The organism is Acetobacter sp. DmW_125128 (genome assembly GCF_008704325.1).
In the GTDB taxonomy this organism is placed as follows: Bacteria; Pseudomonadota; Alphaproteobacteria; order Acetobacterales; family Acetobacteraceae; genus Acetobacter; species Acetobacter oryzifermentans.
In genome coordinates this window covers 81,040-97,951 of record NZ_VHOP01000034.1, presented here as the reverse complement: position 1 = coordinate 97,951, position 16,912 = coordinate 81,040, and the positions used below count along the sequence as shown (strand labels likewise).

Annotated in this window: 15 protein-coding genes; 9 read left to right on the top strand and 6 right to left on the bottom strand. The window is 51.1% G+C overall.

What is annotated here, in order from left to right:
• Positions 1 to 44: 44 nt before the first annotated feature.
• Positions 45 to 392, bottom strand: a complete 348-nt coding sequence (locus FKW19_RS10705; protein ID WP_089179194.1) for a cyclophilin-like fold protein — start codon at positions 390 to 392, stop codon at positions 45 to 47.
• Positions 393 to 857: 465 nt separating this feature from the next.
• Here FKW19_RS10705 and FKW19_RS10700 point away from each other — a divergent pair, with 465 nt between their 5' ends.
• Positions 858 to 2,063, top strand: coding sequence for an MFS transporter (locus FKW19_RS10700; RefSeq protein WP_089179193.1), 1,206 nt, complete (start codon positions 858 to 860; stop codon positions 2,061 to 2,063).
• A gap of 98 nt (positions 2,064 to 2,161) precedes the next feature.
• Here FKW19_RS10700 and FKW19_RS10695 read toward each other — a convergent pair whose 3' ends face one another.
• Positions 2,162 to 3,064, bottom strand: a complete 903-nt coding sequence (locus FKW19_RS10695; RefSeq protein WP_089179192.1) for a LysR family transcriptional regulator — start codon at positions 3,062 to 3,064, stop codon at positions 2,162 to 2,164.
• 83 nt (positions 3,065 to 3,147) lie between these two features.
• Positions 3,148 to 3,597 (bottom strand): redox-sensitive transcriptional activator SoxR, encoded by a 450-nt coding sequence (soxR, locus tag FKW19_RS10690; protein WP_089179936.1) that lies wholly within the window; start codon positions 3,595 to 3,597, stop codon positions 3,148 to 3,150.
• A gap of 150 nt (positions 3,598 to 3,747) precedes the next feature.
• On the opposite strand from soxR, the gene FKW19_RS10685 reads away from it, so the two are divergent.
• The 5 genes from FKW19_RS10685 to FKW19_RS10665 all read left to right on the top strand — a co-directional run bounded on the left by FKW19_RS10685 (position 3,748) and on the right by FKW19_RS10665 (position 10,906).
• Complete coding sequence (locus FKW19_RS10685) at positions 3,748 to 4,491, top strand: SDR family NAD(P)-dependent oxidoreductase (RefSeq protein WP_089179191.1); 744 nt, start codon at positions 3,748 to 3,750, stop codon at positions 4,489 to 4,491.
• Between the two features lie 256 nt (positions 4,492 to 4,747).
• Positions 4,748 to 7,939, top strand: coding sequence for an efflux RND transporter permease subunit (locus FKW19_RS10680; protein ID WP_089179190.1), 3,192 nt, complete (start codon positions 4,748 to 4,750; stop codon positions 7,937 to 7,939).
• Positions 7,929 to 9,107, top strand: a complete 1,179-nt coding sequence (locus FKW19_RS10675) for an efflux RND transporter periplasmic adaptor subunit (RefSeq protein WP_089179189.1) — start codon at positions 7,929 to 7,931, stop codon at positions 9,105 to 9,107. Before FKW19_RS10680 ends, FKW19_RS10675 begins: the two co-directional genes overlap by 11 nt.
• 2 nt (positions 9,108 to 9,109) lie before the next feature.
• A complete protein-coding gene (locus FKW19_RS10670) occupies positions 9,110 to 10,582 on the top strand; it encodes an efflux transporter outer membrane subunit (RefSeq protein ID WP_089179188.1) in 1,473 nt (490 codons plus the stop codon).
• Positions 10,583 to 10,621: 39 nt separating this feature from the next.
• On the top strand, positions 10,622 to 10,906 hold the full coding sequence (locus FKW19_RS10665) for a LysR family transcriptional regulator (protein WP_089179187.1): 285 nt from the start codon (positions 10,622 to 10,624) through the stop codon (positions 10,904 to 10,906).
• Between the two features lie 420 nt (positions 10,907 to 11,326).
• Here FKW19_RS10665 and FKW19_RS10655 read toward each other — a convergent pair whose 3' ends face one another.
• Positions 11,327 to 12,214, bottom strand: coding sequence for a LysR family transcriptional regulator (locus FKW19_RS10655; RefSeq protein WP_089179184.1), 888 nt, complete (start codon positions 12,212 to 12,214; stop codon positions 11,327 to 11,329).
• Positions 12,215 to 12,440: 226 nt separating this feature from the next.
• Between FKW19_RS10655 and metF the strand changes: the two genes are divergently transcribed.
• From metF to FKW19_RS10640, 3 genes are all read left to right on the top strand, one after another.
• Positions 12,441 to 13,493, top strand: a complete 1,053-nt coding sequence (gene metF / locus FKW19_RS10650; protein ID WP_089179183.1) for a methylenetetrahydrofolate reductase [NAD(P)H] — start codon at positions 12,441 to 12,443, stop codon at positions 13,491 to 13,493.
• Between the two features lie 13 nt (positions 13,494 to 13,506).
• Positions 13,507 to 14,064: an epoxyqueuosine reductase QueH gene (locus FKW19_RS10645; protein ID WP_238331207.1), complete on the top strand. Its 558-nt coding sequence runs from the start codon at positions 13,507 to 13,509 to the stop codon at positions 14,062 to 14,064.
• A 196-nt stretch (positions 14,065 to 14,260) separates the two neighbouring features.
• A complete protein-coding gene (locus FKW19_RS10640; RefSeq protein WP_123809140.1) occupies positions 14,261 to 14,749 on the top strand; it encodes a hypothetical protein in 489 nt (162 codons plus the stop codon).
• Positions 14,750 to 14,768: 19 nt separating this feature from the next.
• Here FKW19_RS10640 and FKW19_RS10635 read toward each other — a convergent pair whose 3' ends face one another.
• Both FKW19_RS10635 and FKW19_RS10630 read right to left on the bottom strand, forming a co-directional pair.
• Entirely contained in the window at positions 14,769 to 15,800 is a 1,032-nt protein-coding gene (locus tag FKW19_RS10635; protein WP_089179181.1) for a methionine synthase, read from the bottom strand.
• A gap of 27 nt (positions 15,801 to 15,827) precedes the next feature.
• Positions 15,828 to 16,811 (bottom strand): DUF1852 domain-containing protein, encoded by a 984-nt coding sequence (locus FKW19_RS10630; protein WP_089179180.1) that lies wholly within the window; start codon positions 16,809 to 16,811, stop codon positions 15,828 to 15,830.
• Positions 16,812 to 16,912 lie beyond the last annotated feature (101 nt).

Genomic DNA, 16,912 nt, shown 5'->3' with positions numbered 1-16,912 from the left:
CCCCCGTGCATTCCTTAATACATCAATGGTGTTATGTATTTTGCTTAAAGAGCTTCCACCTGCATTTTTATGTGACCGGTAAGAGCAAGCCCCTCAAGGTTGTCTTCAATCTGGCCTAGCTTGATGAGACCAGATGAATATTCAAAATTACGATAAAAGATGGCGATATTTCCCCAAGGAGTATAATAGGTAATGTCACCTGCGGAAGGAGCATATCCTTTGGGTGCTTTGTCGCTCGACAAATGCCGGGGAAGGTCACAGATCTTCTCAGTCGCATTGTAATCTTCAAGCATCAAGGTCATTGGCAAAAGAGAGAGAAAATCTCTCCCCGAAGGAGTGTCTTCCAACGAAGCAAAGATCACTTGTTCTCCAAATGTCAGACGTATTTTCATATTTATCTTTCTCCCGTCTGGAGATGAAACTCTTGCGAAAACCCGTAACGTGGGTGACACATTCAGACCGACTTACGCAGTAGGATGGTCTCACCGAGCTTTGTAGAAACAAAATACGCTGTGATCTTGCCGCTGAGAATCACTCATCTGGTACACCTGACTCAACCATTATAGCGATGTAAAAAGCTTGGGTTTAGAGGCGATATTTAGAATATAGAGATGAGTATATTTCATGAATGCTGCTGGGCGGGATCTTAGTCTAATTCATGAAATCTGCTCATTTTGATCATGATATTATACGGTCTAGTTCTGGCACGTCATCTGGTTTATTCAGCACATTCTTGATGAGTTTTTTATTGTGATTAAAATTATTTATTATCTTTGGTCACAATATACTTAAAAATACTGATGAATTCAGAAAAATGGCCTTTATATTCCGAAAGTGGGCCGCTCAGTTGAGGTATAATGAAAGAAGTATCTGACATATCACCTGATGTGGAAGTGGAGCCAGAAGCGAGATCTGGCTCGTGGAGTGGCGTGCTCGCCATGTCTCTCGGCGCATTCGCTCTCATTGCATCAGAATTTATGCCCGTCAGTCTCTTGACCCCGATTGCAGCTGATTTACAGATCAGTGAAGGGCAGGCTGGGCAGGCCATTTCAGTTTCTGGTGCTTTTGCCGTATTGACGAGCCTGTTCATATCTTCCCTGACCAGAGGGCTCGATCGCAAGAGGCTCCTGTTAGGGCTAATTGGTGTGATGATTGTTTCGGGGAGTGTGGTGTCCGTCGCACCAAATTATCTCCTCTTCATGCTCGGCCGCGCTTTGATCGGGGTGGTCATTGGCGGCTTTTGGTCGATGTCGGCTGCTACAGTCATGCGGTTGGTCGAAGAACATCATGTTCCACGGGCTCTGGCCATTCTGAACGGCGGAAATGCCCTGGCAACCGTTATCGCCGCTCCTGCAGGCAGTTTTCTTGGCGGTCTGATCGGTTGGCGTGGAGCATTTTTTTGTGTTGTTCCAGTTGCTGTTATTGTTTTCTTTTGGCAACTGGTAAGTCTGCCGCCGATGACGTCCGGCAAGACCCATGCGTCACCAAACGTTTTCAGGTTGCTCAAAAAGCCTTTGGTCGCCGTTGGTATGGCGGGAGCAGGTCTTTTCTTTATGGGACAATTTAGTCTGTTTACTTATGTAAGACCATTTCTTGAAATTGTTGCTCACGTCAACGTCTCTACTCTGTCGTTTATTTTGTTGCTGATAGGGGTCTCCGGTCTTGTTGGAACTCTGTTGATTGGTGGGTTGTTGAAGAACAGCGTTTATCCGGTTCTTATCATCATTCCATTTATTATGGCGTTGCTGGCTGTCGGGCTTCTTTGCTTGGGTAAATCGATCGTGATGTCTGCCGTCATTCTTACTATCTGGGGGCTGTTTGCGACATCTGCTCCTGTTGGCTGGTGGACCTGGCTGGCGAGAACGCTTCCCAATGATGCGGAAGCAGGAGGTGGGCTTATGGTTGCGGTCGTACAATTGGCTATTACCATGGGGGCAACCTGCGGGGGAATTCTCTTCGACGGAAGTGGCTATCGTGCGACTTTTGGTGTGAGCGCACTCATTCTTATAGCGGCGTCACTCAGCGCGTTAATGGCAAACCGCATCTACAAATGCGGAGTATAGTGCGTGTCGCCATATTAAAGTAAAATCTAACATAATATTTGAACCTTAATTTTAAAATCTCCCCATTTTTATCTTGAAAATGGGGAGATTTTTGAAATTCAACGGTTGCTTTTATGAAGGCGCATTTCGTCAATAAAAAGAGAAAGTGGAGCAACATTTTCATGGTGTCTTGGGAAGCAGAGATGATACCCGGACCAGTAGGGGCACCAGTCTTCTAAAACCTGCAGGAGGCGTCCTTCCTGAATGTATTTTCGTGCTACCATTTCAGGCATATGAGCCAACCCTAAGCCTTCCAGGCAGGCATCTCGAATAGGAAAAATGCTATTAAAAATTAAAGATCCTTCTACTTTCACGGTTATGTCTTTCCCCTTTTTCTCGAACTCCCAGGCGTAAATGCGACCATGCGTTGGAAGCCGTAAGGTTAGACAATTATGATTTAATAAATCCTTTGGGTGTTTCGGTTTGGGATTTTTTGAAAAATATTCAGGTGATCCAGCCACAACAAAACGAATATCTGGTGTGATAGGGACAGATGTCATTTCTTTTGTTATATTTTCACCAAGTCGAATTGCTCCATCAAAATCTTCAGAAAAAATATCAATAAGTTTAAGATCCGCTACAAATTCCACATTGATTTTGGGGTATTTTTGGACGAATTCTTTTATCTTAGGCAGGACAACGTAAGCCAGAGCATCATCGGGCATTGTAATTCGAAGATTTCCAGATTCCTGATTTCTTAATTCTCCTAATGATGTCAGTTGATTTTCTATTTGGTCTAAATGTGGTGCGATGCCGCTGATCAGTTGCTGTCCAGCAGTTGTGGGCGTAACGCTTCTTGTCGTGCGGGTCAGCAATCTCAAGTCAAGGCGCTCTTCCAAAAGACGAATGGTATGGCTGAGTGCCGATTGTGATACGCCTAATTTCGCGGCAGCTTTTGTAAAACTTTTTACCCGTGCAACAGCGACCAGAGCGGTCAAATCATTCAAGTTTTCGCGTGCCATGTAATCGTCCCGATCCGCCGTATTTTAGTTAAGAAATAGACGCGTTATATGCGAAGAAATCCCTGATGTAATGAACTCAATGATCAGGAGAGAATGACCGCGCCGCGACCCTTCTTGGAAAGACAGTCTGAAGGATTGACCAAGGGGCAATCGGTTCGGGACAAGCATCCGCATCCGATACATTTATCAAGATGATTACGGAGTTTTGTCAGTCCTGCAATGCGCTCATCTAGCATTACAGACCATTTCCGTACCATTTGATCAATATCTTTGGCGGAAATTTTGTCAGTGAGCGGAAACGCAGCCAATATGGCTGTAATATCCGCTAAAGAGATACCCAGGGATTGCGCGGCTTTAATTAGCGCAATTCGCCGCAGCATATCCCGCGCGTATCGCCTTTGGTTGCCTTGTGTTCTGATTGAAGAAATTAGATTTTTACTTTCGTAAAAATGTAAAGCCGACACGGCAACGCCACTACGACGCGAGACTTCCCCGACTGTTAGAAAAGTCGCAGATGATTTTTGTCCTGTCATTTTAACGCTTGACCTCAAGTTAGCTTGAGGTTTTATACGGGTTGTCAGCCTGATTCCGCAAGGCTCTCGCTCATTTATGATCGGGTTCGCTTCTTCAGGATATGCCGCAAATTTGCTGCTCATATCCGATCACATTCTGGAAGACTGACAATGTCTCAATCAAGCAATCAGAAAAAAATAGCTCTGGTAAGTGGTGCAAATAGGGGCATCGGTTTTGCAATCGCCGAAGGTCTGGCGCGGCAAGGCGTAACGGTTCTTTTAGGGAGCCGAAATCTGGAAAAGGGGGATGAGGTTAGCGCCGCTTTAAGGCAGGAGGGGCTGGATGTCCGTGCTGTCCAGCTTGATACGACAGACGATGCAAGCGTGTGGAAAGCCTGTGGCCTTATCCAGCGTGACTATGGACGCTTGGATATTCTGGTTAACAATGCCGGTATAGGTTTAGATTTTGCCCAGGATCTGACGCTCGTTGAGCGTATGGAACAGACTTTGGCCCTCAATGTCGTCGGCACGCTTCGCTTGATGGATGCCTGTATTCCGCTCCTCGAAGAAGCGCCCTTTGCGACCATCGTGAATGTCTCCTCGGAACTGGGTTCGTTTGGTCTTCGGAGTGACAAGGCATGGCAGTATTCAGCCTTTGTTCTGCCGACCTATCAGGCTTCAAAGGCGGCTGTAAATTCACTCACACTCACTTATGCGACACTGTTGTCCGAGAAGGACATCAAGGTGAATGCCGTCTGCCCTGGATATACAGCAACGGATGCAACGAAAGACGCTGTGGTTGCTCCAACGCGCAAACCTGAACAAGCCGCTGGTATCGCCATCAAACTGGCATTGATCGGGAAAGATGGACCAACCGGGACGTTCCAGAATGAAGACGGTCATCTCCCTTGGTAATTTCAGGACGACCGGGATAGTTTTTTGAATCTCATGAGGTGCCTCGATAAGGCATTCCTCATGAGATCATTGATGAATTTGTCTCATAATCATGTTCGGAAAAAACCGACTAGTCTCAATATGGAGCTTATGAATATTCTGCTCCTCTAATTGTTCGATAAATGTGCAGTGTACATTCCAAGATGATTGACTGTCTCGATGTCAAAATCATCGTGGTCGCGTGCGCTCCCGGTTAAAAGCAGGATTTTCAGAAGATATGGGCATTGTTGGTCTTGCGCTCCGAAAGCCCTATACTTTTATCGTCGGAGCATTGCTGATTCTTCTTCTTGGCATTTCCGCCATCTTCAGAACGCCGACTGATATTTTCCCCAATATCGATATCCCGGTCGTGACCGTCGTCTGGTATTATGATGGCCTATCTGCACCGGAAACCGAAAAACGCATTAGTACCTATACAGAGTTTTCTCACAGCTTTTTTGTCAACAATCTGCGGACGATCGAAAGCCAGACCACACCCGGTCTTGTGCTTCAAAAGCTGTATTTCCAGCCGGGAGTGGATATCGGTGTTGCTCTTGGGCAGACCGTTGCCGCCACGCAATCCATCCGTGCCCAGCTACCACCGGGCGTGCAACCACCCATTATCATGCAGTACAGCGCCTCCAGCGTGGCGGTGCTCCAGCTCTCCCTGTCCTCTGACAAGCTGACGGAAAGCGAACTGTACGATTATGGCGTGTATCGTCTGCGGCAGCAGATGGCACCTGTCCCCGGCACGCTCCTGCCCCCGCCGCATGGCGGCAAGATCAGGCAGATCATGGTCGATATTGACCCGACCAAGTTGCAGGCGATGAAAATCAGCCCGCTGGATGTCTCCAACGCCATCAACGCCCAGAACCTGACGCTTCCGGGCGGCACGGTGAAATTTGGACCGTCCCAATACAATATCCAGATGAACGGCATCCCGTATTTTTCAAAGCAGCTCAACAACATTCCACTACGCAAAGATCCGAACACCGGAGCTATCATCCGCATCCGCGATGTGGCACAGGTCCGTGATGGCTGGGAAGTGCAGCATAACGTGGTGCGCCGTGAAGGGCAGCGTTCGGTCCTTCTACGGATCATGAAAGCCGGGAACGCGTCCACTCTGGCGGTGGTGAACGCCATGCGGGACACGGTTCTGCCCATCTCACGCGCCGCAGCGCCTCCGGGCATGAAGATTGACGAACTGTTCGATCAGTCCCTGTTTGTAAAGGCTGCCATCAAGGGCGTGGCGTCTGAAGCCGTGATTGCCGGTTTGCTGACTGCCGCCATGATCCTCGCCTTTCTGGCAAGCTGGCGTTCCACGTTGATTGTGGCAGTCTCCATCCCACTCGCTATCCTGTCTTCCATCGCCATTCTCTCTGTTACCGGAGAGACGCTCAATCTCATGACATTGGGTGGCCTCGCACTGGCTGTGGGCATTCTGGTCGATGATGCGACAGTCACGATCGAGAATATCCACCGTCTGCATCATGACGGGGCTGAACTGCGCAAAGCCGTTCTGGATGGCGCCGCAGGTATTGCCCTGCCGACACTGGTATCCACGCTGGCTATTTCCTGTGTGTTTGTGTCTGTGGAATTCTTGACCGGACCATCACGCTTCCTGTTCACGCCTATGGCGTTGGCCGTTGTGTATGCGATGCTGGCCTCCTACGTTATTAGCCGGACATTGGTGCCGATCTTCGCAGCGCTGCTTCTCCGCTCGGAAGAACAGGCCAAAAAACGCCGAGAAGAGGCTGGAAAGCCCCCCACGATTTTTGAACGGTTCGGCGCGAAATTTGATGCCCGGTTTGAGCGTCTGCGAAATGGTTATGAAAAGACGCTGTCCGGCCTTCTGCACAGCGCATGGAAAGTGCCGGCTCTGGGCGGTATCTTTATTCTGGGCGCGGTCCTTCTTGCAACGCAGGTGGGGCAGGACTTTTTCCCGGTTATTGATGCCGGAGAGTTCAAGCTGCACGTCCGTGCGCCTGCGGGCACGCGAATTGAGACGACCGAACGGATTTTCGATCAAGTGGAAGATACCATTCGCGAAGTTGTTCCCAAGAATGAGCGCGAACTGGTGCTTGACGATATTGGCATCCCCTTCCGTTATTCCATGCCCTTTGATGATGGCTCGACCATCGGCCCGAATGACGGACAGATCATGGTGGCCCTGAAGGAAAAGCATCGCCCGACAGCGGAGTATATCAGCCGCCTGCGCACAGTTCTGGCCAAGCGTTTCCCCGATGTCGTGTTTTATTTCCAGCCTGCCGACATGGTGACACAGATCTTGAACTTCGGGCTGACATCCCAGATTGATGTGCGGATTACGGGGTATGATCAGGCCAATAATCGTGCCGTTATGAGCAAGATCATGGAGGACATGCGCCATGTGCGCGGTCTGGTGGATGTGCACCTGCATCAGCAGCTTGCAGCACCTGCCCTGAACGTATCGATCGACCGTGAACGGGCACAGGACCTCAATCTCGTTCTGAACGACGTAGCCCGTAGCGTCATGGTCTCGCAGGCGTCCTCCAACACCGTCACGCCGAACTTCTGGCCCGATCCGCAGATGGGAACGCTTTACCCGGTTGCCGTGCAGACGCCGCAATATCAGGTCAACACCGTTGATGATCTGGGCAAGCTGGTGGTGGCAGGGAATGCATCGCAGGCGGCCGCGATCCCGACCCTGCTGAGGAACGTGGCAACCATCGAGCGCGCGGTAGCGCCTGACGTGATTTCACACAGCAACATCCAGCCGGTTCTGGACATCGACGCCAGCGCCGAGGATCGCGACCTAGGAAGCATTGCGCGCGATATCGGGCGGATCGTGGACCGGCATAAAGCCGACCTGAAACCCGGCAACAACATCGAAGTGGCAGGGCAGATTGACAGCATGAACACCTCGTTCACGCGCCTTGAAATCGGCCTGCTGGTGGCTGCCGTTGCTGTCTATCTGCTGATGGTTGTGAACTTCCAATCTTTCATGGACCCGCTGGTTGTCATACTGGGTCTGCCCGGCGCCATGTGTGGCATCGTGCTCATGCTTTTCGTCACGGGGACAACCTTCTCCGTGCCCTCACTCATGGGGGCGATCATGAGCGTGGGCGTGGCGAGTGCCAATTCCATCCTGCTTGTCACCTTCGCCAAGGAAAGCCGCGCGCATGGCATGAACGCCATGGAGGCTGCCATGGAAGCAGGCCGGGAACGTCTGAGACCAATTTTGATGACTTCCCTTGCGATGGTGATTGGTATGTTGCCGATGTCGCTGGGCCTCGGAGACGGCGGCGAGCAGAACGCACCTCTGGGCCGCGCCGTAATCGGTGGGCTGATGATTGGCACCTGCACCACGCTTTTTGTTGTCCCCTGGCTCTATAGCCGCCTGCGCCGTCGTGAATCCCGCATGCTTGAGGAATATGAGAATGTCGTCTGAGCCTGTCATGTCCCACTCTGGCCACGAACGCAGGCGGCTTTCCACCGGCATTGTTGCCGGACTGGCTGTTATCGTCGCAGTTGGTTATGGCGTTTATACCCATGTCGAACGCGCACACGCGGTCACGGCAACGGCCAGAGAACGCGATCAGCAGGTTCCGGATGTGCGGACCATGATCGCGCGTGCTTCGACACAATCTTTGTCGCTGGATCTGCCAGGCGAAACCGTGGGGATTGAGACAACACCCATTGGGGCCCGCGCTTCAGGTTATATCGACAAGCGGTTTGTGGATATTGGAACTCCTGTGCAGGCCGGACAGGTTCTCGCCATTATCCATGCGCCGGAACTCGATCATCGCGTTGAGCAGGCGCAGGCCACACTGGCGCAGGCCCGTGCCAATCTGGCTCTGGCCCAGATTACAGCACGGCGGTCCGGCGGACTTGTCGGTGGCGGGGCTGTTAGCAAGCAGAATTTCGATGTGGACCGCCTGACACAGAATGCCCGGCAGTCCGAACAAAAAGCCGCTGATGCCGTGCTGGCTGAAACCGCGCAGCGTCAGGCCTATACGACGGTGAGCGCCCCTTATGACGGGGTTGTCACCGTTAGGAACGTGGAGGCCGGAGATCTGGTCAGTGCTGATAATGCCACGTCACGTCCCCTGTTTGTGGTCACCCGCACCGACAGGTTGCGCGTACGTGTCCATGTTCCCCAGGATGCAGCTCTGACAGTCAAAGTGGGTGAGCCGGCTTCGATCGTGGTGCCGGAACGACCTGGTCAGACTTTCAAAGGCACAGTGACGCGAACTGGGCACGCGCTGGAACAGGGAAGCCGTATGCTGCCCGTCGAGATTGAAATTGATAACCACGATAATCGCCTGACAGCCGGGCTTTATGCGGAAATCCATTTTGACCTGCCACGGGCGGCCTCTGTCATCATGGTGCCCTCAGAAGCCCTCAATTATGAGGCTGATGGTCTGTCTGTTGAAACTGTCACGGCTGACAATAAAATCGCGGTTCACAAGGTCAAGATCGGCCGGGATTATGGCGATCATCTGGAAATTCTGGAGGGATTGCCAGATGGCAGCCAGCTTGTCGTGCATCCCCCGTCCGCCTTGCATGAAGGCAGTGTTGTCGCGCCACAACTCGACAAGAACCTGAAGGTGATCTGAGCGTGCGGGCTTCATTCCTTCTTCACGGGATCGCGCTGACGGCTTTGCTCGGTGGTTGCACCATGATCCCGCATTATCACAGACCGGCTGCACCGGTGTCCACGACATGGCCATCCAGCGGTGAACGCTCTACGCAGGCGAAGGATGACACAGCGCTTCTGCAGGACTGGCGCGATTTCTACCGCGACCCCGTCATGCAGACCCTTATCGCCACAGCGCTGGAGAACAACCGCGATCTGCGTATTGCCCAGCAGCAGACGGCCGCAGCCAGTTCACAATTCGACATTGAGAACGCAGCCCTGTTCCCGACTTTGAACGGAACGGCGGGTGCCAATGTCCAGAAAATGAACTCTCATATCTGGAGCCTGTCCCGCACGGACGAACCGATTTACATGCGGCAGTATGCGGTTGGTTTCGGCGTTTCCGCTTATGAAGTGGATCTGTGGGGCCGCATACGAAGTGCATCGAGAGCCTCGTTCGACCGCTATATGGCCAGCGCGCTGAACCAGCAGGCCATGCGGCTGAGCATTATTTCCAGTGTTGCGACGGCCATGCTGAACTGGGTGGCAAATGCGCAGGCGCTGACCCTGACACAGGCCGTTCTTGCCAACAGACAGCGTACCTACGATCTGGTCAGGCAGACGGCGGACGTGGGCACTGGAACGCAACTCGATGTCGCCGAGGCTGAATCTGCTCTGCATGATGTGGAAACGAATGTTGAAATTTACACCCGTCAGAAAGCCGAAGCGTTTAACCAGTTGACCCTGCTTGTCGGGATGCCGTTACCGGACGCGACTGTCCAGTCGCTCAACGCGAAAGCATCTCTTGAAGCGGTCAGTGCTTTTCCCGAGGTTCCCGAAGGTTTGCCTTCAGAGATGATTGCGCGTCGACCAGATATCCGCGCAGCAGAAGCGGATCTGCGCGCCGCTAACGATGATATTGGCGCAGCCCGTGCTGAATTTTTCCCGAAAATCCAGATCACGGCTGCCAATGGCACGGCAAGCAACAATATTACGCGCCTGTTCCAGAGTGGGATGGGAGCGTGGAATGTGGCGCCTCAGATCACATTACCACTGTTTGATGCAGGCCGCCTGACTGCCCAGCTCAAGCAGGCCCATAGCCGCAAACGCGAGGAAGTGGCGCGATACGAAAAAACAGTTCAGCAGGGATTCCGAGAAGTTGCGGATGCTCTGATCGGACGTGAAACATATGAGCGACAGACGAGCGCGCAGCAGAAAGCCGTTGCAGCCAACCAGCGGCAATATGACCTGGCGTTGCAGCGTTATAAGGCAGGATACGATCCGTATCTGGAGACTCTCGTGGCACAGCGGACACTTTATACAGCGCAATTGAGCGCGATTACGACACAGCTTCAGACGCTCTCTAACAGTGTCACCTTATACAAGGTGTTGGGGGGAGGTTGGAATGATACGCCCCCCAAGCGTAAGTCATCTTTCAAGGAACATATTTTGTAAAAATTCGAGAGAGATACTGTCCTGCATAGCGATACTATTATGAAAAACTCTTTCGAAGGAGTGAGCGTCTTTCTCGCAACGGTCGAAGCCGGAGGTTTTGCCTTAGCTGCTAAATGTTTGGGCCTCTCGCGCTCCGCCGTTGCGAAAACAATTGGTCGCATTGAGCATCGGTTGGGCGTAAAATGGTTTGATCGTATGACCCGTCTCAACAGTTTGATGGAAGAGGGGCATCTTTACTACGAACGGTGTGTTCGTACCCTCAAAGAACTTCGAGCTTGTGAATATATCTGGAGTGCGGACACTTTAATGTCAAAGGTAGATTGAAAGTTGCGATACCGGCTTCGTTTGGTGGGCATTGTGTGGCACCATTACTGCTCGATTGGGCAGAGAAATATCAAAACCTGAATTTGGCTCTTCGTTTTTCGGATACAGACCATAATTTTGTTGCCGAACGATATGACCTGACTATTCGTCGCGGATCAGTTTAGGAAGCCAATAATTTTCTAAACGTACGTAAACTTCCTGCTTGTAGATGGGTGCTATGTTCAGTGCTTTCTTATGTTGTTCGATGTAGCCAACTTCATAATGTTGAAGACATTCAACACCATTATGGGGCGCGCCATGAAAAGACCATGCGTTTCTCTCAGAAATGTTTCTATCAATTCGCAGCGCATTTTCACTAGGGATACCCCGACGTAAGCTGTTCCATCCGCAGAATGCTCAATTATTTCTGAATTGAATTTATCAGCTTTCTGAAGCAAACGTTATAAAATCTTCAAGGTATTTAATATCTTCATCGGTTTCCCGATGACCAAGGAATATCTGTTTCGCAATGCCTTGTTTGCCAAGTTTCACCGGATAAAGTTCAAAGCGTGTGGCATATTCTTCCACAAGCCAGCGAGGAAGTGCTGCAACGCCCCTTCCATGCGCCACCATCACCAACATGATGTCCGTCGTTTCAATCTGCTTCTGCTGCCGTGGTCCAATTCCCGCCGGTTGCAGGAACTGCGTGTAAATATCGAGCCGTTCAGATGGAACTGGATAGGTAATCAATGTTTCGTCTGCGAGTTGCTGCGGCAAGACAAATTTGGCCTTCCGAAGAGGATGTTCGGGGCCGACAGCCAGAACCAATTCATAGTCAAATACTGGCGTGAATTTGAGACCGGGTTTGTAAAGTGGATCAGGGGTCACCAGAATATCGATTTCATTACTGAACAGTGCGCCGATCCCGCCGAACTGGAATTTCTGTCGTACATCCACATCGACTTTTGGCCATCTTTCCAGATAGGGTGAAACGACTTTCAGAAGCCATTGATAACAGGGATGGCATTCCATTCCGATGCGCAATGTACCGCGCCCGCCATTTGCGAATTGTTCAATACGGCTTTCCGCCAGTTCAAACTGAGGGAGCAGACGGTTTGCCAGAGACAAAAGCCATTCACCAGCCTGCGTAAGAACAAGGGATCGCCCCTCCCGCCGCCATATCCTGACACCAAGCTGCTGTTCAATCTTGCGGATAGAATGGCTGAGTGCTGGTTGGGTCAGATTCAGACGCGCTCCGGCAGCCGTCAGCGAACCTTCCCGTGCAACTTCCCGAATGATTGTTAGATGGCTGCGTTCCAGAATGCCCATGTTTTGTCCGATAAATGCACGAAATTCATATAGCCATAAAAATATATCATTTCAGTTCATTTTTATAAACTTCTACTATGAAGGATCAATCATTCATTCATGCGGATGCAGACCATGGTCTCCAACGACATTCACGACCACTTTCACAGTGGATCGAACGGTGGCTTCAATCTTTCTCCCGACATTTTCAAGGAAAAGTTGGACGCGGTGAGAACTTCCGGCTGACATGACAGGCATTTTGAGCACATGGCTGTCGGAAAAGCGTATCGACAGACTGTTGTCGTGTAATTCCGAAACCCCAATTCTGTCCTTCGAGTTTGTCCCACCGCGAACTGACGCAATGGAGCAACGGCTTTGGCACTGTATCTGGCGTCTGGCGCCTCTCGCACCCCGCTTTGTCTCAATCACTTATGGGGCTGGCGGAACCACGCAGGTCGGCACTCTTTCCACGGTGTTGCGTCTGAAGCGGAATACAGACCTTATCTCCGCCGCCCACCTGACTTGTGTCGGTGCGCCCCGCGAGGCCGTAGATGATCTTGCCCGTTGCTATCGGGATGCTGGTGTTCATCATATTGTGGCCCTGCGTGGCGATCCTTCCGCAGGCGCTGTTGATGATAGTCCGCGACCAGGTGGCTATACCTATGCCAGTGATCTTGTTGCCGGTCTGCGTCGTATCGCGGATTTCGATATTTCTGTCGCCGCTTATCCCGAAACCCATCCTACAGCGTTAAGCCCGGAAGCTGATCTGGATAACCTCAAGCGCAAGCTTGATGCGGGGGCCACACGGGCCATCACGCAGTATTTCTTTGATAGTGAAATTTATCTGTGGTTTCTGGATCGGTGTCTGGCGGCCGGAATTACTGCCCCCATCATTCCTGGCATTATGCCGGTTTCAAATTACGAGCAGATCGTGCGCTTCTCGGCTGTGTGTGGGGTAACTGTTCCGGCATGGTTGAGGCATCTGTTCGATGGGACGGCGAAGAATCCTGAACTTCGTCGTATCGTTGCCAGTATGGTGGCGGTGGAACAGATCCGTACCTTGCAGACCTATGGGATTAACGAGTTTCATGTCTCCACGTTGAACCGTGCTGACCTGACGTACGCGATTGCCCATATCCTTGGGGTGCGTCCGATGCAGACGAACGCATCTCATAATGTGACAGGCCTTTTGGAAAAAACGGAAGTCCCCGATGAACGAGAAACCCCGGCAGATTTTGACTCCACCGCATGGGCACAGGAAGGTGCTCCTCCATTCATGCTGCGCACCCTGTTCGGGTGAGGTGATGGAGGCCATGACCGCATCGGGTATCGACTACACGATCTTCTTCTACAATCCGAACATCCATCCCGAGCGGGAATATCTTCTTCGCAAGGACGAAAACATCCGGTTTGCTGATAAGCATGGTATCTCCTTTGTCGATGCCGATTATGACAGGGACAACTGGTTCGCCCGTGCGAAAGGCATGGAATGGGAACCGGAACGCGGTGTGCGTTGCACCATGTGCTTCGATATGCGCTTCGAGCGCACAGCGCTTTACGCTCATGAACATGGCTTCCCGGTGATGACCAGTTCACTCGGTATTTCACGATGGAAGAACATGGCGCAGATCAATGACTGCGGCCAACGCGCCGTATCCCTTTATGAAGGACTTTCCTACTGGGATTTCAACTGGCGCAAAGGGGGTGGCTCCGCGCGAATGATCGAGATTAGCAAGCAGGAGAAGTTTTACCAGCAGGAATATTGCGGCTGCGCCTATTCCCTGCGTGATACCAATGCTCACCGCCGCAGTCAGGGGCGTTCGCCGATCGAGCTTGGCAAGCTCTATTATGGAACTGATGATGAGGCCTGATCACACACAAGATGACGGAGCTTGTTTGTTCGGCGAAGTTCCACCTACTACGACACGTGATAATAAACCACAGCACGAACCAGTTCTGAGATGTGATGAGCCGGAGGACAGCGTCTCTGATGAGGAAAGTCAGTTCGGCTGTCCGTGTTGTATAAACCCGTGGTTCCGTTGATCTGGACAAAATACTGTTTGAACGGTGAAACGATCCATACATCATGCCCTTGTCAGAGATATTCTGTCTTATCTCCAAGCACCTGAACGTCTGGCCCTTTCAAAGGGCGAACGTCTCACCCGTTTTGTGGATTTTCTTTCAGAACATCACAGGATTATTGTTTGCCGAAAGCAGGAATGTCGGAAACGACTGCGTCGGTTCGAGCACATTCTGGACATGGCGTGCCCCACGACCAATAAAGCGCGCGATATTGGAAAACTGATCACGACGGTGGAGGAAATCTGCACACACCCTTTCACACCAGCCACTCTTCAGGATGCTTTGGGAGTTTCCAGTCGGGAACGTATCAGATGGACGCGTGACGGCAAGCTTCGGCCGATTGGAACGAAAATGATAAAGGATCGAGGGCGTTTCTCGCTGGCTTTATACAGTGCGGAAGACGTGGTGAGACTGCTGATGGCTCCGGAAATTCTGGCATCATGGAGGGCAAGACCTGTGTCCTGCCCTCCATGATAGAAACCCGCAGAGCTACCTAGCCGACCGAAAGTTCTTTTCGAACAATTTCCGCACCTGCGCCCAGAGCACCCAGTTTTCCACGCGCTACATCACGCGGTAACGGTGCCATACCGCAATTGGTGCAGGGGTAAAGCTTGTCAGCATCAACAAACTGAAGTGCTTTTCGCAGAATATCGGCGACTTTTTCAGGCGTCTCAATGGTTTTGGTGGCCACGTCAATGGCGCCAACCATGACCTTTTTTCCACGAATGAGTTCGATCAGATCCATTGGAACGCGGGAGTTCTGACATTCCAATGAAATCAGATCGATATTGGATTTTTGCAGTTTGGGAAAGATCTCTTCATACTGACGCCACTCTTCCCCAAGAGCATTTTTCCAATCGATATTGGCTTTGATGCCGTAACCATAACAGATATGAACTGCTGTCTCGCACTTCAGCCCTTCAATAGCTTTCTCTAATGTGGCAATGCCCCAGTCATTGACCTCATCAAAGAAAACATTGAAGGCGGGTTCATCGAACTGGATGATGTCGACACCAGCCGCTTCCAGTTCTTTTGCTTCCTGATTGAGAATTTTGGCAAATTCCCAAGCGAGTTTTTCACGGCTTTTGTAGTGGCCATCATAGAGCGTGTCGATCATCGTCATGGGGCCGGGGAGCGCCCATTTGATAGGTTTCTTTGTCAGGGTGCGTAAAAACTTTGCATCCTCGACAAAAACCGGTTTTTCACGCGCTACGGCGCCGACAACGGATGGTACGCTCGCATCGTAGCGGTTGCGAATTTTGACTGTCTGACGGTTCTCGAAATCGACACCACTGAGATGCTCAATAAAGGTCGTGACGAAATGCTGACGCGTCTGCTCGCCGTCACTGACGATATCAATGCCAGCACGGTTCTGATCGTCCAGCGTCAGGCGAAGCGCATCCTGCTTACCTTCGACCAGCTCTTCCCCCTGCAATTTCCAGGGGGACCAGAGTGTCTCAGGCTGTGCGAGCCATGAGGGTTTCGGCAGGCTGCCAGCCGTTGAGGTGGGGAGGAGTGTTTTCATGAGAGGTAACCTTGTATTTCTGATGGATCAGGCGACGTAACCGGCAGACCATTTTTCGAGAATGTCGTGATATGGCTTGATGAAATGCTCGTCCGTATAGTGTCCCTGTGAGATCGCCAGTTGTGTACGCTCCTCCCGATCGTAGACAATGCGGGTGTTGGAATAGTCCTGATGTTTTAGGCTCGGTTGATAACAGTCAGCCGCAGCAGAATTGGCATTGTAAATTTCAGGACGGTAAATTTTCTGAAAAGATTCCATCACGCTGATGGTGCTGATCAGTTCAAGAGCAGAGTAGTCAGACAGCAGATCGCCAAAAAAATAGAAGGCCAGTGGCGCAGCACTATTGCGCGGCATGAAATAACGAACTTGCATTCCCATTTTTTTAAAATACTGGTCTGTCAGAGAAAATTCACGCTGTTCATACTCAACGCCGAGAACAGGATGCTGATTTTCCGTTCGATGATAGGTGCGATTGGTCGAGACACTGAGGCAGATAACCGGTAATTTTTTAAAATTCTGCTTGTAAGCAGACGAGTTCATAACGCTTTTAAAGAGATTTCCATGTAGGTTCCCATAATTATGGGGAACACTGAATTTGGCTTTTTCTTTATTGTAAGCCGGTAACAACACGCTGAAGTCGTAATCCCGCACGTACGAGGAAAAACTGTTTCCGGCGAGGCCCTCTATCCGTTTGTTGGCGTTTTTATCAACAATTGTTGTGTAGAGGACTTCGATCAGAGGAAAGCTGCCGCTTTTGCCTGCAAAGGCGAGATCCATCTCCACAGAAACGATTTCAAGTTCAAGAGTGTAACGATCTCTGTTGGCATTATCCCAATGCGCCAGATCATTGAACCGGTTGTCTATCATCCGCAGGACATTGCGCAGGTTTTCCTGACGGCTTTTCCCTCTCGCCAGATTGGCAAAATTGGTCGTAAGGCGGGTTCTGTCGGAAGGATGATAGTTTTCATCGAAACGAAGCCGATGGATACTGAATGTCGAATCCTGAATCATTGTTGTTCTGCATCCCTATTTCCACCGTAAACCAGAATGCGGGCACGGGGGCATGGCGTCCCCAAGTTTGTCTTCTGAGTTTTTTAGGCGGTGGTGGTCAT